The organism is Fuscovulum blasticum DSM 2131, from assembly GCF_003034965.1.
Taxonomy (GTDB): Bacteria; Pseudomonadota; Alphaproteobacteria; order Rhodobacterales; family Rhodobacteraceae; genus Pseudogemmobacter; species Pseudogemmobacter blasticus.
In genome coordinates, this window is the sequence record NZ_PZKE01000021.1 from 16,832 (window position 1) to 37,975 (window position 21,144).

The 21,144-nt window shown below is 66.6% G+C and carries 17 protein-coding genes; 12 read left to right on the top strand and 5 right to left on the bottom strand.

The window, feature by feature from the left end; translation table 11 throughout:
* Positions 1–36: 36 nt before the first annotated feature.
* Positions 37–3,477, bottom strand: coding sequence for a pyruvate carboxylase (locus tag C5F44_RS15680; RefSeq protein WP_107674504.1), 3,441 nt, complete (start codon positions 3,475–3,477; stop codon positions 37–39).
* 150 nt (positions 3,478–3,627) lie between these two features.
* Positions 3,628–4,164: a hypothetical protein gene (locus tag C5F44_RS15685; RefSeq protein WP_107674488.1), complete on the bottom strand. Its 537-nt coding sequence runs from the start codon at positions 4,162–4,164 to the stop codon at positions 3,628–3,630.
* Between the two features lie 156 nt (positions 4,165–4,320).
* On the opposite strand from C5F44_RS15685, the gene C5F44_RS15690 reads away from it, so the two are divergent.
* Complete coding sequence (locus tag C5F44_RS15690) at positions 4,321–6,756, top strand: ATP-dependent helicase (protein WP_107674489.1); 2,436 nt, start codon at positions 4,321–4,323, stop codon at positions 6,754–6,756.
* A gap of 53 nt (positions 6,757–6,809) precedes the next feature.
* On the opposite strand, the gene C5F44_RS15695 is transcribed toward C5F44_RS15690, so the two are convergent.
* Positions 6,810–7,964: a benzoate/H(+) symporter BenE family transporter gene (locus tag C5F44_RS15695; protein ID WP_107674490.1), complete on the bottom strand. Its 1,155-nt coding sequence runs from the start codon at positions 7,962–7,964 to the stop codon at positions 6,810–6,812.
* A 473-nt stretch (positions 7,965–8,437) separates the two neighbouring features.
* Positions 8,438–8,641, bottom strand: a complete 204-nt coding sequence (locus C5F44_RS15700) for a DUF1127 domain-containing protein (RefSeq protein ID WP_328588511.1) — start codon at positions 8,639–8,641, stop codon at positions 8,438–8,440.
* 261 nt (positions 8,642–8,902) lie between these two features.
* Between C5F44_RS15700 and C5F44_RS15705 the strand changes: the two genes are divergently transcribed.
* Entirely contained in the window at positions 8,903–9,976 is a 1,074-nt protein-coding gene (locus C5F44_RS15705) for an Mrp/NBP35 family ATP-binding protein (protein WP_107674505.1), read from the top strand.
* An 18-nt stretch (positions 9,977–9,994) separates the two neighbouring features.
* On the opposite strand, the gene C5F44_RS15710 is transcribed toward C5F44_RS15705, so the two are convergent.
* The gene (locus C5F44_RS15710) at positions 9,995–10,231 is read right to left on the bottom strand and encodes a putative antibiotic biosynthesis monooxygenase (RefSeq protein ID WP_107674492.1); all 237 of its coding nucleotides are present in this window, start codon (positions 10,229–10,231) and stop codon (positions 9,995–9,997) included.
* Positions 10,232–10,303: 72 nt separating this feature from the next.
* Between C5F44_RS15710 and C5F44_RS15715 the strand changes: the two genes are divergently transcribed.
* The 10 genes from C5F44_RS15715 to C5F44_RS15760 all read left to right on the top strand — a co-directional run.
* Positions 10,304–10,900 (top strand): TetR/AcrR family transcriptional regulator, encoded by a 597-nt coding sequence (locus C5F44_RS15715; protein WP_107674493.1) that lies wholly within the window; start codon positions 10,304–10,306, stop codon positions 10,898–10,900.
* A 617-nt stretch (positions 10,901–11,517) separates the two neighbouring features.
* Positions 11,518–12,024 carry a division/cell wall cluster transcriptional repressor MraZ gene (locus tag C5F44_RS15720; protein ID WP_107674494.1) on the top strand — a complete coding sequence of 169 codons (507 nt, stop codon included), beginning with the start codon at positions 11,518–11,520 and terminating at the stop codon, positions 12,022–12,024.
* A gap of 5 nt (positions 12,025–12,029) precedes the next feature.
* Positions 12,030–13,031 carry a 16S rRNA (cytosine(1402)-N(4))-methyltransferase RsmH gene (gene rsmH / locus C5F44_RS15725; protein WP_107674495.1) on the top strand — a complete coding sequence of 334 codons (1,002 nt, stop codon included), beginning with the start codon at positions 12,030–12,032 and terminating at the stop codon, positions 13,029–13,031.
* Complete coding sequence (ftsL, locus tag C5F44_RS15730; protein ID WP_107674496.1) at positions 13,032–13,409, top strand: cell division protein FtsL; 378 nt, start codon at positions 13,032–13,034, stop codon at positions 13,407–13,409.
* Between the two features lie 2 nt (positions 13,410–13,411).
* Positions 13,412–15,202 (top strand): peptidoglycan D,D-transpeptidase FtsI family protein, encoded by a 1,791-nt coding sequence (locus C5F44_RS15735; protein ID WP_107674497.1) that lies wholly within the window; start codon positions 13,412–13,414, stop codon positions 15,200–15,202.
* A 13-nt stretch (positions 15,203–15,215) separates the two neighbouring features.
* Positions 15,216–16,694, top strand: coding sequence for a UDP-N-acetylmuramoyl-L-alanyl-D-glutamate--2,6-diaminopimelate ligase (locus C5F44_RS15740; protein ID WP_107674498.1), 1,479 nt, complete (start codon positions 15,216–15,218; stop codon positions 16,692–16,694).
* Positions 16,691–18,133, top strand: coding sequence for a UDP-N-acetylmuramoyl-tripeptide--D-alanyl-D-alanine ligase (locus tag C5F44_RS15745; RefSeq protein WP_107674499.1), 1,443 nt, complete (start codon positions 16,691–16,693; stop codon positions 18,131–18,133). Before C5F44_RS15740 ends, C5F44_RS15745 begins: the two co-directional genes overlap by 4 nt.
* Positions 18,134–19,216 carry a phospho-N-acetylmuramoyl-pentapeptide-transferase gene (gene mraY / locus C5F44_RS15750; RefSeq protein WP_107674500.1) on the top strand — a complete coding sequence of 361 codons (1,083 nt, stop codon included), beginning with the start codon at positions 18,134–18,136 and terminating at the stop codon, positions 19,214–19,216. It begins immediately after the preceding gene.
* Positions 19,217–19,315: 99 nt separating this feature from the next.
* Positions 19,316–20,554: a lytic murein transglycosylase gene (locus C5F44_RS15755; RefSeq protein WP_107674501.1), complete on the top strand. Its 1,239-nt coding sequence runs from the start codon at positions 19,316–19,318 to the stop codon at positions 20,552–20,554.
* Between the two features lie 143 nt (positions 20,555–20,697).
* A partial coding sequence (locus C5F44_RS15760) for a COX15/CtaA family protein (protein ID WP_146161970.1) occupies positions 20,698–21,144 on the top strand: 447 nt, incomplete at its 3' end.

Here is a 21,144-nt window from a genome sequence, read left to right on the forward strand (position 1 = left end):
CCCGATTCCCTGCAGGAAATCGGGGCGGTGACGCTGTTACTCCAGTTCGATCAGCAGATCCTTGGCCTCGATCTGGGCACCGGGCTGCACATGAATCGCCTTGACCGTGGCGTCGCGGTCGGCGTGCAGGCCGGTTTCCATCTTCATGGCTTCGATCGTCAGCATCAGATCGCCCGCCCGCAGCTTCTGCCCCACCTTCACCGCGATGGCCGCCACCGCGCCCGGCATGGGCGCGCCGATGTGCAGCGGGTTGCCCTCCTGCGCCTTGGGGCGGGCGGCGGTCTTGGCCTTGACCGCACGGTTCGGCACCCGGATCACCCGCGGCTGACCGTTCAGTTCGAAAAAGACCTTGGCCTCGCCCTCTTCGGTGGTTTCGCCCACGGCTTGCAGGCGGATTTCCAGCGTCTTGCCCGGGTCGATCTCGACCGCGATCTCGTCGCCGGGCTGCATCCCGTAGAAGAAGGTCCGCGTCGGCAGGGTGCGGACCGGGCCATACTGGCGATGGCGGCCCATGTAATCGAGAAAGACCTTGGGATACATCAGATAGCCGTTCAGGTCTTCGTCATCGACGGTAAAGCCGTTCAGCTCGGCCGAAAGCCGGCTGCGCGTCGCTTCCAGATCGACAGGCGGCAGCGATTTGCCGGGCCGGTCGGTCAGTGGCGCTTCGCCCTTGAGCACCTTCTTCAGAATACCCTCGGGCCAGCCGCCATGCGGTTGGCCAAGATTGCCCTTCAGCATGTCGATGACCGAGTCGGGGAAGGCCACGTCAACCGTCGGGTCTTCGACCTGCGCCCGGGTCATGCCCTGCGCCACCATCATCAGTGCCATGTCGCCCACCACCTTTGACGATGGCGTGACCTTCACGATGTCGCCGAACATCTGGTTGGCATCAGCATAGGCCTGCGCCACCTCGTGCCAGCGGTCCTCCAGCCCCAGGCTGCGGGCCTGCGCCTTGAGGTTGGTGAACTGGCCGCCGGGCATCTCGTGCAGGTAAACCTCGGACGCGGGGGCCTGCAGGCCGGTCTCAAAGGCGGCGTATTGCTTGCGGACGCCTTCCCAGTAATCCGACAACTGCCGGATCGCCGCGATGTCCAGCCCGGTGTCGCGGTCGGTATGGCGCAGCGCCTCGACGATCGAACCAAGGCAGGGCTGCGAGGTGCCGCCCGAAAAGGCATCCATCGCCGCATCGACGGCATCGACACCCGCATCGCAGGCCGCCAGAACGGTGGCCGCCGCCGCGCCGCTGGTGTCATGGGTGTGGAAATGGATCGGCAGGCCGATTTCCTGTTTCAGCGCCTTGACCAGAATCCGCGCCGAAGCCGGCTTCAGCAGCCCCGCCATGTCCTTCAGCCCAAGGATATGGGCCCCGGCCGATTTCAGCTCGCGCGCACGATCAAGGTAATACTTAAGGTCATACTTCGCGCGTACAGGATCCAGCATGTCACCTGTATAACAGATGGTCCCTTCGCATACCTTGTTCGCCTCGATCACGGCATCCATGGCAACGCGCATGTTCTCGACCCAGTTCAGGGAATCGAACACGCGGAACACATCCACGCCGGTCGCCGCGGCCTGCTTGACGAAGGCCTGCACCACATTGTCGGGATAGTTGGTATAGCCCACGCCATTGGATGCCCGCAGCAGCATTTGCGTCATCACATTGGGCATGGCCGCGCGCAGATCGCGCAGGCGCTGCCAAGGACATTCCTGCAAGAAGCGGTAGGCCACATCGAAGGTTGCCCCGCCCCAGCATTCAACGCTGAAAAGCTGCGGCAGGTTGGCCGCATAGGCGGGCGCGACCTTGATCATGTCGATCGACCGCATCCGCGTGGCCAGCAGCGACTGGTGGCCGTCGCGCATGGTGGTGTCGGTCAGCAGCACCTTGGTCTGGGCCTTCATCCAGTCGGCCACGGCCTGCGGGCCCTTTTGTTCCAGCAGGTTGCGGGTTCCCATGGCGGGTTCGGCGCGGGGCGCGGGGGGCTTCGGTGCCTTGGCCTCGGCCGGGGGCTTGGGGCGCGAAACCGTCTCGGGGTGGCCGTTCACGGTGATGTCGGCGATGTAGGTCAGGATCTTGGTCGCCCGGTCGCGCCGCTTCTTGAAATGGAACAGGTCGGGCGTCGTGTCGATGAACTTGGTGGTATAGCTGTAGTCCAGAAAGGTGGGGTGTTTCAGCAGGTTGATGACGAATTCGATGTTCGTCGCCACCCCCCGGATACGGAATTCGCGCAGCGCCCGGTCCATGCGCGCGATGGCCTTTTCCGGTGTCTGGGCATGGGCCGTGACCTTGACCAGCAGCGAATCATAATACCGGGTGATGACCCCGCCGGCATAGGCGGTGCCGCCGTCCAGCCGGATGCCGTTGCCGGTGGCGCTGCGATAGGCGGTCAGGCGGCCATAGTCGGGAATGAAGTTGTTGAGCGGGTCTTCGGTGGTGACGCGGCATTGCAGGGCATGGCCGTTCAGCCGGATCTCGTCCTGGCTGGCGATGCCGGTCGCCTCGGTCAGGGTCTTGCCTTCGGCAATCAGGATCTGGGCCTGCACGATGTCGATTCCGGTCACCTCTTCGGTGACGGTGTGTTCGACCTGAACGCGGGGGTTCACCTCGATGAAGTAGAACTTGCCGCTGTCCATATCCATGAGGAATTCGACGGTGCCGGCACATTCATAGTTCACATGGGCGCAGATGCGGCGGCCCATCTCGCAGACCTCGTCGCGCTGGGCCTGGGTCAGATAGGGGGCGGGGGCGCGTTCGACGACCTTCTGGTTGCGGCGCTGCACGGTGCAGTCGCGTTCCCACAGATGGTAGATATGGCCCTGCTTGTCGCCCAGGATCTGCACCTCAACGTGGCGGGCGCGCTGGATCATCTTTTCCAGATAGCCTTCGCCATTGCCGAAGGCGGCCTCGGCCTCGCGCCGGCCTTCCAGCACCTTCGCCTCAAGCTCGTCCTCCGACAGGATCGGGCGCATCCCGCGCCCGCCACCGCCCCAACTGGCCTTGAGCATCAGCGGATAGCCGACCTCGGCCGCCTGCCGCTTGATCAGGGCGATGTCGTCACCCAGAACCTCGGTCGCGGGAATGACGGGAACGCCGGCCTCGATGGCCACGCGCCGCGCGCTGGCCTTGTCGCCAAGGGCGCGCATGGTTTCGGCGCGGGGGCCGATGAAGGTGATGCCGGCCTGATCGCAGGCTTCGACGAAATCGGGGTTTTCCGACAGCAGGCCATAGCCGGGATGGATGGCGTCAGCCCCGGCCATGCGGGCGACGCGGATGACCTCGGCAATGGAAAGATAGGCGCCAACCGGCGACAGCCCCTGACCGATCTGATAGGCCTCGTCAGCCTTGAAACGGTGCAGCGAGAGCTTGTCTTCCTCGGCGTAGACGGCGACCGTCTTCTTTCCCATTTCATTGGCGGCCCGCATGACGCGGATCGCGATTTCGCCCCGGTTCGCAACGAAGATCTTCTTGAAGTCGGGCATCGGCATGGTCCCACGGATGGCAGTGCTGAGAGCGTCACTCTAGGAGTGCTGCGGTGCGGCGCAAGGGCCGAAGGTTGTGCGGCTGCAAAGTTTGCGAAATATGCAGGGGCGAATTTGCAGTTGCGAAGCGCGCGCCGTCATCGGGCAGGATCAGCCGGCGGTCACGTTCAGATCGGGGCGGAAGCTGAGCAAGAGCTGCAGAAAGATGCGCTTGCCGCCGTAGATGTTGTAAACGACGATCCGGCGCCCGCGCCGCCCGGTCAGCACATGGCTGCGCAGGCGGTCAACGTGGATCGAGGTGATCTCGTCCCAGGTCAGGAAGACGGGTCGCGCGCCAACTGGCAGCAACCCATAGCCCGAGGGGCCGATCACCCCGTCCTCATCCCATTCCAGATTGTAGGCCGGTGTCAGCGTCAGCAGCAGGGCCAGGCCGAACAGCCCCACGATGCCGGCCGCCGCCCGGACCGGCGTGCCGCCGCCCTGCACCGCAAGGCTGCCCAGAACCGCGGCCAGCGCAAGGAACCCCAGCACGAAGAACAGCAACTGCCCGCGCGGCAACCGCATCAGCCCGCGCCCATCGGGCAGGATCACTGGCAGGGCGGTGCGGTGGCGCCAGCGGAACCACACGGTCAGCCCCGCCATGAGCGCAAGGACAAGCCCGAGACTGATCAGCGTGATGGGGTCCATTCTGGTCCGGTCGGGTGGCTTGGGTCTGGAGGGGGCGGGGAGTCGGCCCGTGTCGCGCCGTTCTTGCCGCCGACTTCGGCGGCATTGTGGCGATGTGATGGAACATTTGCCGAACAGTTCTTCCGCTTTGGACAGTCAGGCGCTAAAGTCGCGGTCATGACCCCGTGGGAAGACAATGAGGCCTTCGAGGCCGCCGCCGTGCCCCTGTCGCAGCGCGCCCTGGCGCAGCGGCCCGCCCCTTATCTGGATGATCTGAACCCCGCGCAGCGCGAGGCGGTCGAGGCGCTGGATGGGCCGGTCCTGATGCTGGCCGGCGCGGGAACCGGCAAGACCAAGGCGCTGACGGCGCGGATCGTGCACCTGCTGGCGCTGGGCAAGGCCCGGCCGCACGAGATTCTGGCGGTGACCTTCACCAACAAGGCCGCGCGCGAGATGAAGGACCGGGTGCTGCGGATGCTGGGTCCGGCGGGGGAGGGGATGCCCTGGATGGGCACCTTCCATTCGCTGTCGGTCAAGATCCTGCGCCGCCATGCCGAACTGGTGGGGCTGAAGCCCAGCTTCACCATCCTGGACACCGATGATCAGTTGCGGTTGCTGAAACAGTTAATTCAAGCCCGCAACATTGACGACAAGCGTTGGCCGCCGCGGATGCTGGCCGGGCTGATTGACGGCTGGAAGAACCGCGCGCTGACACCGGCGCGGGTGCCGTCGTCAGACGGGGCGGCCTATAACAACGTCGGGACCGAGATCTATGCCGAGTATCAGGACCGGCTGCGCACGCTGAACGCCTGCGATTTCGGCGATCTGCTGCTGCATTGCGTGGAAATCTTCAAGACGCACCCGGATGTGCTGGCGCAATACCAGCGCTGGTTCCGCTACATTCTGGTGGACGAGTATCAGGATACCAACGTCTGCCAATACCTGTGGCTGCGGCTGCTGGCGCAGGCGCATCGCAACATCTGCTGCGTGGGCGATGACGACCAGTCGATCTATGGCTGGCGCGGGGCCGAGGTGGGCAACATCCTGCGGTTCGAGAAGGACTTTCCCGGCGCCAAGGTGATCCGGCTTGAACAGAACTATCGCTCGACCCCGCATATCCTGGCCGCCGCCTCGGGGGTGATTGCCGCCAACGCCAACCGTCTGGGCAAGACGCTGTGGACCGAGGCCGAAACAGGCGAGAAGGTCCGCCTGATCGGCCATTGGGACGGCGAGGAAGAGGCGCGCTGGATCGGGGAGGAGATCGAGGCGATCCAGCGCGGCACACGGGGCTGGGCGCCGGTCAGCCTGAACGGGCAGGCCATCCTTGTGCGGGCCAGCCACCAGATGCGGGCCTTCGAAGACCGTTTCCTGACCATCGGGCTGCCCTACCGGGTGATCGGCGGCCCGCGCTTCTATGAGCGGCAGGAAATCCGCGATGCCATGGCCTATTTCCGGCTGGCGGTGTCCCCCGATGACGACCTTGCCTTCGAGCGGGTGGTGAACGTGCCGAAGCGCGGCCTTGGCGACAAGGCGGTGCAGTCGATCCAGCGCGAGGCGCGGGCGAACGGGCTGACGCTGGTGGACGGCGCGCGGTCCTTGCTGGCGGGCGGCGGCATTGGCGGCAAGGGCGCGAACCAGTTGCGCGCCTTTTGTGACGGGATCGACCGTTGGCACATGGCGATCCGCGACGCGCGACCGGTGGTTGCCGATGCGGTGATCGAACCGCTGCTGCCCGACACGCCCCCGAACAGCGATCTAGGCCATGTGCGGCTGGCCGAGGTGATCCTTGAAGAGTCCGGCTATGTCTCTATGTGGCAGAACGACAAGACGCCCGAGGCCGAGGGGCGGCTGGAGAACCTGAAGGAACTGGTCAAGGCGCTGGAGCAGTTCGACAGTCTGCAGGGCTTTCTGGAACATGTCGCGCTGATCATGGACAATGACAGCGAGGATGCGACCGAGAAGGTCAGCATCATGACGCTGCACGCGGCCAAGGGGCTGGAGTTTCCGGTGGTCTTCCTGCCAGGCTGGGAGGACGGCCTGTTCCCCAGCCAGCGCAGCATGGACGAAAGCGGGCTGAAGGGAATCGAGGAGGAGCGCCGGCTGGCCTATGTCGGCATCACCCGGGCCGAGGAGCTGTGCACGATTTCCTTTGCGTCGAACCGCCGGGTCTATGGGCAATGGCAAAGCCAGTTGCCCAGCCGGTTCATCGACGAGCTGCCGCAGGCGCATGTCGAGGTGCTGACACCGCCGGGCCTGATGGGCGGCGGCTATGGCGCGGCGGCGCCGGGGTTCGGTGGTGGGTTCGGGTCAACGATCGAGGAACGCGCGACGCGGGCCGATGTCTACAACAGCCCCGGCTGGCGGCGCTTGCAGGACCGGCAGGGGCAACGCTCCGTCAGCCAGCCGCGCGAGGCGCGGCATGTCACCATCGACCATCAGGCCGAGAGCGGCTACGCGCTGGGCGAGCGGGTGTTCCATGTGAAGTTCGGCTACGGCCGCGTGATCGGGATCGAGGGCGACAAGCTGGACATCCGCTTCGACAAGGCAGGCGAGAAGAAGATCGTCGCGCGTTTCGTCATGCCGGCCGACATTGGCGACGAGGTGCCGTTCTGAACCGCGCCCCGGACCTTGTGAAAGGTCCGGTCAGGTTGCCTTGACGGATGGTCTCAGCCGCGGCGGCGGGACCAGGCCCGTTCGGTGGCGTAAAGGCCAAGACCGGCGACCAGCCCCCAGAACGCCGCGCCGATGCCCAGGAAGGGCACGCCGGCCGCCGTGACCGCCAGCGTCACCGTGGCGGCGAAGCGTTGTTCGGGCAGGGCGTAGCCGGTGGTCAGCGCCCCGGTCAGCGCCCCCAGCAGCGCCAGCGCGACCAGCGCCAGCATGACCTGCGCGGGCAGCGCACCCAGAAGCATCAGGATGGCCGGGCTGAACAGCCCCAGCAGCACCCAGGCCCCGGCATAGGCAAGCCCGACCTTCCAGCGCTGGTCCTTGTCGGGGTGCACATCGGGGCCCATGCAGATGGCGGCGGTGATCGCGGCCATGCTGGTGGTATGCGCACCGAACAGCGCCGACAGCGCCGACAGCCCGCCGGTGACAGTCAGGGCGGATTGCACCGGCGGCTCATATCCGGCGGCGCGCAGCGTGGCAAAGCCGGGCAGGTTCTGGCTGGCCATGGTGACAAGGTACAGTGGCAGCGCCAGGCCGATGATCGTGCCGGCATCGAAGGCGGGGGCAATGAATTCCAGCCGGGGCAGCGGCAGGGACAGGGCCGGCCAGACGGCGCCGCCGATGGTGAAGGACAGGGCCAGCCCGAGCGCGAGTGCCGAGAGCACCGCCAGGGCCGGATTGATCAGTCGCACCAGAACAAAGACCGCGACCATGGGCAGAACCAGCGCGGGCGATGCTTCGGCTGCGCCGGCGCCCTTCAGGCAGAACGGCAGCAGCACACCGGCCAGCATCCCGCCGGCGATGCCGTCGGGGATCAGCGCCACGGCCCGGCCCAGCGGGCGCAACGCGCCGGTCAGCGCGATCAGCAGCCCCGTCAGCACGAAGGCGCCCACGGCCTGCGCCATGCCGATTCCCTGCGTGGCCGCGACCAGGGCCGCGCCTGGCGTGGACCAGGCCAGCACGACCGGCACCCGGTGGCGGGCCGACAGGAAGGCCGATCCTGCCGCCTTGGCAAGGCTGATCGCCAGCACCCAGCTTGCGGTTTGCGAGGGCGATGCCCCCACGGCGGCCGCGGCCGACAGCACCAGCGCAATGGTCGAGCCATAGCCCACCAACGCGGCCACCACGGCCGCCGAGATCAGGGAAATCCGCATGTCACCCACCTTTTCGGGCGGCGACTATCTGCGGGCGGGCTTTGAAGGGCAAGGGGAGAGGAAAGATGCGGCGGTGCCGAGGGAGGAGGAGTAGGCACCGCCGCTGGTTCCGGGGCCCGAGGGAGGAGGAGAGGGCCGCCGAAGACTGTCGGGCACAAGGGCCCGGAAGGAAGGGGCGCGGCGGCATCCGAGGGAGGAGGAGAGGATGCCGCCGCTTGCTCCGGCGGTTCCCGAGGGAGGAGGAAGGGAACCGTCGAATCTGCTGGCCCGATGGGCCGAAAGGGGTGCGGCGACGCCAGGGAGGAGGAGAGGCGTCGCCGCTGGTTCCGGGGCCCGAGGGAGGAGGAGAGGGCCACCGAACTGTTTCGGGCCAGATGACCCGGAAGAAAGTGCGGCGTCGTCAGGGAGGAGGAGAGACGACGCCGCGTTTGCCATGGACCCCGAGGGAGGAGGAGAGGGGTCCGAGCAAGAAATTATCTGCCGTAGGCGGCCTCACGGGCCACATCGGCAATGGAAAGGCGCGAGATGCCCAGATCGGCAAGTTCGCGGTCGGTCAGTTCGCGCAGTTCGGCCAGCGTGCGGGTATAGACACGACGGCGGGCCAGGGCGGCGCCCAGAACCGAGAACAGGCCACCGCCGCGCTGCGCCGGATGCGCGGCTGCCGATCGGGTTTGCATGACATAGGCCATAGGACTGCTTGCCTCTAGAAACGGGGGCACAACTTCTGTTGCGCTGTTGCCGTTAACATGGGCCGGTTTCTGCACCTGCACAATGGTTACGGTCTGCAATGCTGCCATGCGGCAACCGCATGGCTGATTGTTGCTAAATCGTTATTCTTTTCAGCGTGTTTGCTGAATTTATGGCCGATCTGTGAAAGCTACTTGCCCTTTCCGGCGGGAATGAAGACTTTGCTGCGACAGATGGTATCGGAGGACGGCATGACGCTGACGCGCGACGGGGTGACCGGGGTTCTGGCAGGCATCGCTGTGCCGGGTGGGGGCACGCTGGTTTCGCGCGATCTGATTCGGGCGCTGACGGTCGACGGGGGCGTCGTGCGCTTCGTGATCGAGGCGGCCACGCCGGAGGATGCGCGCGCGCTGGCCCCGGTCGAGGCCGAGGCGGAGCGGGCGCTGAAGGCGCTGCCGGGGGTGACGTCGGTGCAGATCGTGATGACGGCGCATGGCCCGGCGGCCAAGGCGCCACCGCCCAGCCTGAAGATCGGCGGCCACCCGACGCCGCAGCAGGGCGGGCCGCAGAAGGTGGCCGGCGTGGCGCGCATCCTGGCCGTGGCCAGCGGCAAGGGCGGGGTTGGCAAATCCACGGTCTCGTCAAACCTTGCGGTGGCGCTGGCGCGGGCTGGGCGCAAGGTGGGCCTTCTGGATGCCGATATCCTGGGGCCAAGCCAGGCCAAGATGATGGGCGTCAGCGCCCGGCCGCAAAGCCCCGATGGTCAGACCATCGAGCCGCCCACCGCACATGGCGTGAAGATGATGTCGCTGGGCCTGATGCTGAAAGAGGATGAGGCGGTGATCTGGCGCGGCCCCATGCTGATGGGCGCGTTGCAGCAGTTGATCGGTCAGGTGAACTGGGGAACGCTGGATGTGCTGATCGTCGATCTGCCGCCGGGCACCGGGGATGTGCAACTGACCCTGTGCCAGCGGGCGCAACTGACCGGGGCGCTGGTCGTCTCGACCCCGCAGGACGTGGCCCTGCTGGATGCGCGCAAGGCGATCGACATGTTCAGCAAGCTGAAAACCCCGGTGCTGGGGCTGATCGAGAACATGTCCACCTACATCTGCCCCAATTGCGGACATGAGGCGCATATCTTCGGCCATGGCGGGGTGGCGGCCGAGGCGGCGCGGCTGGACCTGCCGTTCCTGGGGGAATTGCCGCTGTCGCTGGAGGTGCGCGAGGCCGGCGATGCGGGCCGGCCGATTGCGGCGGGCGAAGGGGCGAATGCCGAGGCCTATGCCCGGCTGGCGCATCGGCTGATTGCCGGGGGAATGGCCTGAGGGCGCGTTCCCCGGCGGTCAGAGATAGCGGTGCAGCCGCGTCTGGATGAAGGGGATGATCCCCCAGACCATGCAGACGACCATGATCGGCACGAAAACCGCCGTGCGCGCCGGCAGCGGCCAGCCCTGCGTGAGCGGCAGCAGGATCGCCTGCAGCGTGGTCACAAGCGGATAGACGAAAAGCATGATGAAGCCGGCGAACCGCACCCTTGACGGGAGGCGGCGGGTGGCGGCTTGCGCAGGGGCGGCGGGCATGGCAGATTCCTATCTGAACGGGACGTGTCGTTCACATAGAACGGAACGTACCGTCTCGCAAGAGGGAAAGTCATGTCTGACGCCGCCCGCGCCTCGATCGGGGCCCGCCGCAACCCCGAAACCGAAACCGCCGTGCTGGACGCGGCGGCCGCGATCATTGCGGAAGAGGGGTTCGCCCGGCTGACCATCGAAGCGGTGGCGCGGCGGGCGCGGTCGGGCAAGGCCACGATCTACCGCTGGTGGCCGGGGAGGGGGCATCTGCTTCTGGCCCTGTACACCCGCGCGAAATCCACGCTGTCCACCCCCGATACCGGCAGCCTGCGGGGCGATCTTGAGCTTTATCTGGCCGGGATGATCCGGCAGTGGCAGGGGGATGAGGGCACGGCCGGGCTGGGAACGTTGTTCCGCCTGCTGATTGCCGAGGCGCAGACCGATGAAACGGTCCGCGCAGCGATGCAGGCCGAGCGCGAGTCGCGCTGGCTGCATATCGACCGGATCGTGACGCAGGCCAGGGACCGGGGCGAGTTGAACCCGGCCATCTCTGTCGTCGCCGCCGAGCGTCGGATCATCTCGGTCATGTGGTATCTGCTGCTGACCGATGCCCTGCCGCCGCCAGAGGCCACGCCGGCCCTGGTGGCCGACCTGATGGCGGGTCTGACCGCAGGCTGATCGCGCCACGATTATCCGAATCACCGTCCGGGATTTCATGGGAAACAGGCCTTGTTTCGGGGCCAGCCGGGCTGATTCCGCGGCCGTCCGGCCGATCTGAGGCCCGTGATCTGGCCGGCAGGCCGCAAGTGCCGAAGATTTCCGGGAAATCGTGGGAAACCGGCGGCAATTTTTCCTGACACAATATCTAGGCGCTCATCGTGACGTGATCCCTAGAGTTAGGCTCGTGAGGGGGCGTGAAGGGCACAAGATACGGGTTTTCAGGTCGTATCCGAACAAGATGCTGGGGGTTCAGCCCCAAAATTTCCCTTGCTATCCCATCATATCCCATGGCATCCCTTTCAGCACGGAAGATGAGACGGGCGACAAAGACGCAAGGGGCAGCGCAAGACCCCGAACAAGGCGAACAAGGCAGCTTCATACAGGCAGCCCCTTTCATCGGACGACACAGATCCGGCGCGCGAGCGAGCAGACACTCCCCCAGGTGGCGCGCGCAGCTGGACGCCCAGCGATGGGACAGCAGGCGGATCGGGTAGTGGCAGCAACCCGGTCCGCCTTTTTCATTCGCGCGGGTGCAAATCGGGACAAACCGGGGGGAGACAAGGGCCGCAAGGCAGATGGCTGAGGCATTCAGAGGCGAGTTCTACCAGTCGGTAGACAAGAAGGCCCGGGTTTCGATCCCGGCGGCCTTTCGCCGTATTCTGGAAGCCGACGACACCGTCCGCGGAGACAAGGGCGGCCCGCGTGTTTACATGGTTTATGGCGGCAAGGCCCGGCGCTTTGTCGAGTGCTATTCCAAGGCAGGCGCGGATGCGCTGGCCGAGCGGATCGAGGCGATGGAGCTTGGCTCGCCCGAACGCGACCGCGCCGAGCGCGACCTGATCAGCCGCAGCGTGATGCTGGAGATCGAACCCGACGGCCGCGTCGTGCTGCCCCAGAAGGTGCGCGAGAAGATGGGCTTTCTGGGCGACGACCTGTCCGACGGCGGCGAGGCGGCCTTCGCGGGCTTTACCAACCGTTTCAAGCTGTATCGCCGCGAAGTCTATGAGGCCGAGCTGGCCGAAGACGATGACGATGACACCGATCCGCTGACCCTGGTGGGCCGCGCGACACGCAGCGGGTGACAGAGATGCCCGCCGCTGCCATGGCCCCGCAAGACGACCCGCATATCCCGGTCCTTCTGGGCCCTCTTCTGAAGACCGTCGCCCCCGTCCGGGGGCTTTGGCTTGATGGCACCTTTGGCGCCGGCGGTTATGCGCGCGGCCTGCTGGCGGCGGGTGCCGACCGGGTGATCGGGGTGGACCGCGACCCGCTGGCGCATGAGATGGCCGCTGGCTGGATCGGGCAGTTTGCGGGTCGGCTGGAGCTGAAGCTGGGCACGTTTTCCGAACTGGACACACTGGCCGGTGCGCCTCTGGATGGTGTGGTGCTGGATCTGGGCGTGTCGTCGATGCAACTGGACCGGGCCGAGCGCGGCTTTTCGTTCCAGAAGGACGGCCCGCTGGACATGCGGATGTCGCAGGATGGCCTGTCGGCCGCCGATCTGGTGAACACCGCCGCCGAGGCCGATCTGGCCGACATCCTGTATCATTATGGCGAAGAACACGCCTCGCGTCGCATCGCGCGGGCGATTGTCGAACAGCGCGCGATCGAGCCGATCACCACCACGCTGCGGCTGGCGGAAATCGTGGCGCGGCAGTTGCCGCGGCCGAAGCCCGGCCAAAGCCATCCTGCAACGCGCAGTTTCCAGGCCATCCGCATTGCGGTGAATGCCGAGTTTACCGAACTGGCCGAAGGGCTTGCCGCCGCGGAGCGCGCGCTGAAGCCGGGCGGGATGCTGGCGGTTGTCACCTTCCACAGCCTTGAGGACCGGATCGTGAAGCGGTTCTTCCAGCTTGCCTCGGGGCAGGAGGCGAACGCCAACCGCTATGCGCCGGCCACCACGCAGGCCACGGCGCGGTTCGATCTGATGACGCGCAAGGCCGTTGCGGCGGATGCCGATGAACTGGCCGTGAATCCCCGGTCGCGCAGCGCCAAGCTGCGGGTGGGGCGGCGGACCGATGCCCCCGCCAAGACGATTCCCCCGGCCGACCTTGGCCTTCCGACCTTCAGCCGCAAAGGACGCCGGTAGATGCGCCCCGTGCTTTATGTCCTGACCTTCCTTGCCGTGATCGCCCTGGGCTTCTGGGCCTATCGCGAGAACTACGCCACGCAGGCCTCGCTGCGCGAAGTGCGGGGATTGCAGAACGAGATTGCCGATCTGCGTGAATCGCTCAGCGTGCAGCGCGCCGAATGGGCCTATCTGAACCGGCCGGACAGGCTGCGCGAACTGGCAACGCTGAACTTTGACACGCTCGGCCTGTTGCCGATGGAGCCCGGCCAGTTCGTGGCGGCCGATCAGGTGGCCTATCCGGCCCCCGAGATTCCGGCGATCACCGCGCCGGTTGACGTGCAGGGCGAAACCTCTGCCGCCGCTGCGGCCCCCGCCGCCTCCGAGGAGGGACTTTGACCATGCGCACCCCGCTTCGTCCCCTGACCCGCATCCTGCTGGCCCGCCAACGGGGCGAAAACCCCGATCTGATCGAGCGCGAGAACCTTGACCGCCGCCATGAGGTGCTGCGGGAAAAGACGCAGGTCCGCGCCTCGGCCCGGCTGGGGTTGCTGGCACTGGCCTTCGGCTGCGCCTATGTGACCATTGGCGTGCGGATGGGCCATCTTGCGGCTTCGGTTCCGGTCGAGCCGGTCGCCAGTGCCCGCGGGGCCGAGATCGTGGCACAGCGCGCCGATATCGTGGACCGTGAAGGCCGCATCTTGGCCACCAACATGACCACACACGCGCTTTATGCCCATCCCAAGGACATGGTTGATCCGAAGGGCACCGCGAAGAAGCTGGCCGAGATTTTCCCTGACCTTGACGCTGCGGCGCTGGAGCGGCGCTTTACCGACGGCCGCAGCTTTGTCTGGGTGCGCAAGGTGCTGTCGCCTGAACAGATGCAGCTTGTGCATGAAATCGGCGATCCGGGCCTGCTGTTCGGCCCGCGCGAGATGCGGCTTTACCCGAACGGCACGCTGGCGGCGCATGTTCTGGGGGGCTATTCCTTCGGTGCCGAAGGGGTACATTCGGCCGAGGTGATCGGCACGGCAGGCGTTGAAAAGGCAATGGACGCGCGGTTGCGCGACCCCGCCGAAGGCGGCGAGCCGCTGGAACTGTCGCTGGACCTGTCGGTGCAAGCCACGGTGGAAGAGGTGCTGGCCGGCGGCATTGCGATGATGAACGCCAAGGGCGGCACGGCCATCCTGATGGATGTGCATACCGGCGAAGTGCTGGCGATGGCCTCGGCCCCGACCTTTGACCCGAACGACCGCCCGACGCCGCTGGTCGACAAGAACGCCGAACCTGCGGACAGCCCGCTGTTCAATCGCGGGGTTCAGGGGGTTTATGAACTGGGTTCGACCTTCAAGATCTTTGCCGTTGCGCAAGCCATGGAGCTGGGGCTGGTCAACCCCAATACCATGGTCGATGCCAATGCGCCGATGACCTGGGGCAAGCACAAGATCAAGGAATTCGAGGGTCACAACTATGGCCCGCTGCTTTCGGTCAGCGATGTGATTGCCAAGTCGTCGAACGTGGGCACGGCGCATATCGCGCTGATGGTCGGGCCGCTGCGGCAGCAGGCCTTCCTGAAATCGCTGGGCTTTTTCGAACCGACGCCGCTGGAACTGATCGAAGCGCCGGGCGCCAAGCCGCTGATTCCGAAACGCTGGCCTGAAATCGTGACCATCACCACCTCTTATGGACACGGCATGTCGGCCAGCCCGATGCATCTGGCGGCAGCCTATACGGCGATTGCCAATGGCGGCATCTATATAAAGCCCACGCTTCTGAAGCAGACCGGCCCGGCCAAGGGCGTGCGGGTGATGTCCGAAAAGGTGGCGGCCGAGTCGCGCAAGATGCTGCGCCGCGTGGTGACCGATGGCACCGCGTCCTATGGCGAGGTCGAGGGGTATGAGGTGGCTGGCAAGACCGGGACCGCCGACAAGCCCAAGAAATCGGGTGGATATTACAAGAACAAGGTGATCAATACCTTTGCATCGATGTTCCCGGCCAGCGCGCCGCGCTATGTGCTGATCGTTACGCTGGATGAGCCGATCAATACGCTGGGTTCGATCCCGCGGCGCACCGCAGGCTGGACCGCGGTTCCCGTCGCGGCCGAGATGATCCGCCGTGTCGCGCCGCTGCTTGGGCTGCGTCCCAAGGTTGAACTTGCCAACCAACCCACGCTAACTGCCGCCAAGAACTGAACGGAGGCGGGGAATGTCAGGGGCGAAGCGGCTTTCGGAACTGGGCTTGAAGGCGCGCGAGGGCCGCAATCCGGTGCTGTCCGGTGTGACAAGCGACAGCCGGGCGGTGCGGCAGGGTGTGCTGTTCGCAGCCCTTCCGGGCAGCGCCCGGCACGGGGCCGATTTCATTCCGCAGGCATTGGCGGCAGGGGCGGCGGCGATCCTGACCGACCCGATGGGGGCGATCATCGCGTCGGACGCGCTTGGCCTGTCGGATGCGGCCCTGGTCGTGGCGAATGACCCGCGCGAGGCGCTGGCCTATTCCGCCGCGCTGTGGTTCGGCGCCCAGCCCGAGACCATGGTCGCGGTGACGGGAACCAACGGCAAGACCTCGGTCGCCACCTTTACCCGCCAGATATGGATGGCGCTGGGGCATGAGGCGATCAACATCGGCACCACCGGGGTTGAGGGCGCCTGGACGGCACCGTCCTCGCACACGACCCCCGATCCGGTGACGTTGCACCGGATGCTGGCCGAGGCCGCGGCGGCAGGGGTGACCCATGCCGCGATGGAGGCGTCGTCGCACGGGCTGGACCAGCGCCGGCTGGAAGGCGTGCGGCTGAAGGCGGCGGGTTTCACCAACCTGACGCAGGACCATCTGGATTATCACCACACGATGGAGGCCTATCTGGCCGCCAAGGCGGGCCTCTTCTCGCGGCTGTTGCCCGAAGACGGGGTGGCTGTGGTGAACCTTGACGGGGCACATGCCTCGGAAATCGCCGAACTGGCGCTGGATCGGGGGCTGCGGCTGCTGACCGTGGGCAAGGGGCAGGGGGCCGACTTGCAGATCGCGGGCATCCGCCCCGATGCGACGGGGCAGGAGGTGCGCTATCTTTGGCAGGGTCGTGCGGTGCAGACCCGGCTGGGGCTGATCGGGGCGTTTCAGGCCGAGAATGTGGCGGTGGCGGCGGGGCTGGCCATCGGCGCGGGCGACGATGCCGATGCGGTTCTGGCAAGCCTGCCGAAACTGACCGGCGTGCGCGGGCGGATGCAACTGGTGGCGACGCGGAAGAACGGGGCTTCGGTCTTTGTCGATTATGCCCATACGCCCGACGCCATTGAAACTGCGCTGCAGGCGCTGCGGCCGCATGTGATGGGGCGGATCATCGTGGTCTTTGGCGCCGGTGGCGACCGCGACCGCGGCAAGCGCCCGCTGATGGGGGCTGCGGCCAAGGCACATGCCGATGTGCTGTATGTCACCGATGACAATCCGCGCAGCGAAGACCCGGCCAGCATCCGCGCGGCAATTCTGGAAGCCTGCCCCGAGGCGAATGAGGTGGGCGACCGCGCCGAGGCGATCCTTCGCGCGGTGGACGCCCTGCTGCCGGGCGACGCGCTGCTGATCGCCGGCAAGGGGCATGAGACCGGGCAGGTGATCAAGGGCGATGTGTTCCCCTTTGACGATGCCGAACAGGCATCAATCGCGGTGGCCGCACTGGATGGGGTGATCTGATGGCGCTGTGGACTTCGGCCGAGGCGGTGCAGGCGACCGGCGGGCAGGCTGTGGGCGACTGGGCGGTGACGGGCGTTTCAATCGACACCCGGACCCTGCAACCCGGTGATCTGTTCGTGGCCCTGAAAGACTTGCGCGACGGGCACGATTTCGTGGCGCAGGCACTGGCCAAGGGCGCGGCGGCGGCAATGGTTGCCCGCGTGCCCGAAGGCGTGGCTGCCGATGCGCCGCTGCTGGTGGTTGACGACGTGCTGGCGGCGCTGGCGCGGCTGGGGGCTGCCGGGCGGGCGCGGTGCCGGGCGCGGGTCGTGGGCGTGACCGGATCGGTCGGCAAGACCTCGACCAAGGAAATGCTGCGGGCGGTGCTGGCCGGGCAGGGGCGTGTTCATGCTGCCGAGGCCAGCTACAACAACCATTGGGGCGTGCCGCTGACGCTGGCGCGGATGCCGGCGGATTGCGATTTCGCCGTGATCGAGATCGGGATGAGCCACCCGGGAGAGATTGCGCCCCTGGCCCGGCTGGCGCGGCCGCATGTGGCGATGATCACCACCGTGGCGCCGGCCCATCTGGAGGCCTTTGCCGATCTGGCCGGCATCGCGCGGGAAAAGGCGTCGATCTTCGAGGGGCTGGAGCCGGACGGCGTGGCCGTGATCAACGCCGATCTGGAGACCACGCCGATCCTGATCGGGGCGGCACGGGCGGCTGCGGCGCGGGTGGTGACCTTTGGCGCCAGTGCCGGGGCCGATTATCGCCTGACCGATGCGCGGATCGCCGATGAAACCACGGTGGCGCAGGCCCGGCACGGCGATCTGCCGGTGCTGTTCAAGGTGTCCTCGCCGGGCCGGCACTTCGTGCTGAACGCCTTGGGTGCGCTGGCGGTGGCCGAGGCGCTGGGGGCCGATCCGGCGATTGCCGCGCTGGACATCGGCCGTTGGGCGCCGCCGATCGGGCGAGGGATGCGCGAACGGCTGCTGCTGGATGTGGTGGACGAAACCTATTTCGACCTGATCGACGACGCCTTCAACGCCAATCCGGTTTCCATGGCGGCGGCGCTGGATGTGCTGATCGCGGCCCGCCCGACCGATGGCATGGGCCGGGTGGGCGGCGGCCGGCGGATCGCCATTCTGGGCGACATGCTGGAACTGGGGCCGACTGAGATCGAAAAGCATGTGGCGATTGCCCGCCACCCGGGCCTGTCGGCCATTTCCATCATCCATTGCGTCGGCCCGCGTATGCGCGCGCTGTGGGAGGCGCTTCCGCGCAACCAGCGGGGCGACTGGGTCGAGACCGCGCCCGAACTGGTGGCGCGGGCGCGCAACCTGTTCGATGCAGGGGATATCGTGCTGGTCAAGGGGTCGAAGGGGATCAAGGTCAGCCTTGTCGTTGACGCCCTGCGCAAAATGGGCCAAGCCGCGCCCCAAACAGAAGGGACAGAGTGAATGCTCTACTGGCTCACCCAATTCTCGGACGGCGGCGACGTTTTCAACCTGTTCCGCTACATCACCTTCCGGGCGGGTGGGGCCTTCGTCACCGCGCTGGTCTTTGGCTTCCTGTTCGGGCGCCCGCTGATTGATCTGCTGCGCCGCAAGCAGGGCAAGGGCCAGCCGATCCGCGATGACGGCCCGCAGACCCATTTCGCCAAGGCCGGCACGCCCACCATGGGCGGGCTGCTGATCCTGTCGGCGCTGATGGTGTCAACGCTGCTCTGGGCGCGGCTGGACAACGGCTATGTCTGGATCGTGGTGCTGGTGACGCTGGCCTTCGGGCTGATCGGCTTTGCCGACGATTATGCCAAGGTGACCAAGCAGAACACCAAGGGCGTGTCGTCGCGGGTGCGCTTCCTGCTGGGGCTGATCATCGCCGGGCTTGCCAGCTATGCGGCGGCCCAGTTCCACCCCGCCGACCTGACCAACCAGCTTGCCTTTCCGTTCTTCAAGAATGCCCTGCTGGATCTGGGCATCTTCTTCGTGCCCTTCGGCATGATCGTGATCGTCGGCGCGGCCAATGCCGTGAACCTGACCGACGGGCTGGACGGGCTGGCCATCATGCCGGTGATGATCGCCTGCGGCACGCTGGGCATCATCGCCTATGCGGTGGGCCGGGTCGACTATACCACCTATCTGGATGTGCATTACGTTCCCGGCACATCGGAACTGGTGATCTTTGCCGCCGCGTTGGCGGGCGCCGGGCTGGGCTTCCTGTGGTACAACGCACCTCCGGCGGCGGTGTTCATGGGCGATACCGGCAGCCTTGCCCTGGGCGGGGCCCTTGGCGCCATGGCGGTCTGCACCAAGCACGAGATCGTGCTGGCCATCGTCGGCGGGCTGTTCGTGGTCGAGGCGATGTCGGTCATCATCCAGGTCGCCTATTACAAGGCCACCAAGAAGCGCATCTTCCTGATGGCGCCGATCCACCACCATTTCGAAAAGAAGGGCTGGGCAGAGCCGCAGATCGTGATCCGGTTCTGGATCATCTCGGTCATTCTGGCGATGATCGGGCTGGCAACGCTGAAGCTGCGCTGAGACACATAGCGGGGCGCCGCCGATCGGCGGCACCGGATTTGACCGACAGCCTGCGCAAGATAGGCTGCGGTGTGAGGCAACGAGTAGAGAGGCAGGCAGATGATCACGCGGCGGCTGTTCGGGCTATCGGTTCTTGGGGCGGCCCTTTCGGGGTGCGTCGGAGGCGGGTCTTCCTCGGGGATGCGCGGCCCGGGGGGCGAGGCACCGCCGCCGCAGCCGGTGCCGAACGCGGGTTTCGACGCCTGGGTTGACGGGTTCCGGGGCCGGGCTGCCGGACGGGGTATCTCGCAATCCACGCTGAACGCGGCTTTCGGCAATGCCGGGTTCCTGCCCGAGGTGATCGAGAAGGATCGCAACCAGACCGAGTTCAAGCGCACGCTGGAAGATTACCTCGCCATCGCCGCTTCGGACGAGCGGGTCTCGCTGGGGCGGCAGAAGTATTCGCAACTGGGCGGGCTCTTGTCGCAGATCGAGGGGCGCTATGGCGTCGAGCCGCATGTCGTGACCGCCTTCTGGGGGCTGGAGTCGTTCTACGGCACCCGGCGCGGTAATGTTCCGGTGATCTCGGCCTTGGCGACGCTGGCCTATGAGGGGCGGCGGGCTGATTTCTTTGAAAGCCAGCTTACGGCGGCGCTGAAGATCATCCAGAACGGCGACATCACGCCCGCGCGGATGACCGGAAGCTGGGCCGGGGCGATGGGGCATACCCAGTTCATCCCGACCACCTACCTGGCCTATGCGGCCGACTGGAACGGTGACGGGCGGCGCGACATCTGGTCGGAAGATCCGGCGGATGCACTGGCTTCGACCGCGAATTATGTGGCGAAATCTGGCTGGGTGCATGGCCTGCCCTGGGGGATGGAGGTCAGCCTTCCGGCGGGCTTCTCGTCCGGCCTGCTGGGGCGGGGCAAGGGCAAGTCGGCGGCGGAATGGCAGGCCTTGGGTGTGCGCGCGGCAGACGGCGGCAGTTTGCAGGCCGGGTCCGTCGTGGCGCCGGGCGGGCTGTCCAGCCCGGCCTTCCTGCTGACGCGGAACTTCAACGTCATCCTGCGCTACAACAACGCGGAAAACTACGCCATCGGCGTGGGCCATCTGAGCGACCGCATCCGCGGTGCCGGCCCGATCCGCGGCAGTTTCGGCCCCGATGCCAACGGCCTGACCAAGACCGACCGGCAAGAAGTGCAGCGGCTGCTGACCGCCCAAGGCTATGATACCGGCGGCAGCGACGGGGTGATGGGCGCCAAGAGCAAGGCCGCCATCGAGGCCTATCAGGCCAGCCGCGGCATGGCCGTGACCGGCGTGGCCACGGCGGCCCTGCTGGCCGCGCTGCGCGGCTGATCCTTTCGCGGGGGGGGCGGGCGCTGCCCCCCTGCTTCTCTTGTCCGCGACCCTTTCGCCCGCGCCGGAAACGCCGGTCGCAGGGCCTTGAAGGGGCCGGGGCGCCGCCCTACTGTCCCGGCGGACACGACAGGGAGGCCACCTTGGCCCAGAAACGCAGCATTTTCGAAGAGGTCGGCAGCGAACAGCCGGCCAGGCCGCCGGTGAAGGCACCGGGCGGCGGGTTGATCGACAGCCGGCCCAAGGGCGCCCGCAACGCGATCCGGCGCTGGCTGATCGTGCTGTTCCTGCTGGTGGTGGGCATGGTGGTGGTGGGCGGACTGACCCGTCTGACCGACAGTGGATTGTCGATCACCGAATGGCGCCCCGTGACCGGCATGGTGCCGCCCCTGTCGGAAACAGATTGGGCGGTCGAGTTCGAAAAATACAAGGCGACCCCGCAATTCGCCCTGCTGAACAGCCAGATGACGGTAGATGACTTCAAGTCGATCTACTGGTGGGAATGGAGCCACCGGCAGTTGGGCCGCCTGGTCGGGCTTGTCTGGGCCGCGGGATTTCTGTGGTTCCTGCTGCGCAAATCCATTCCATAC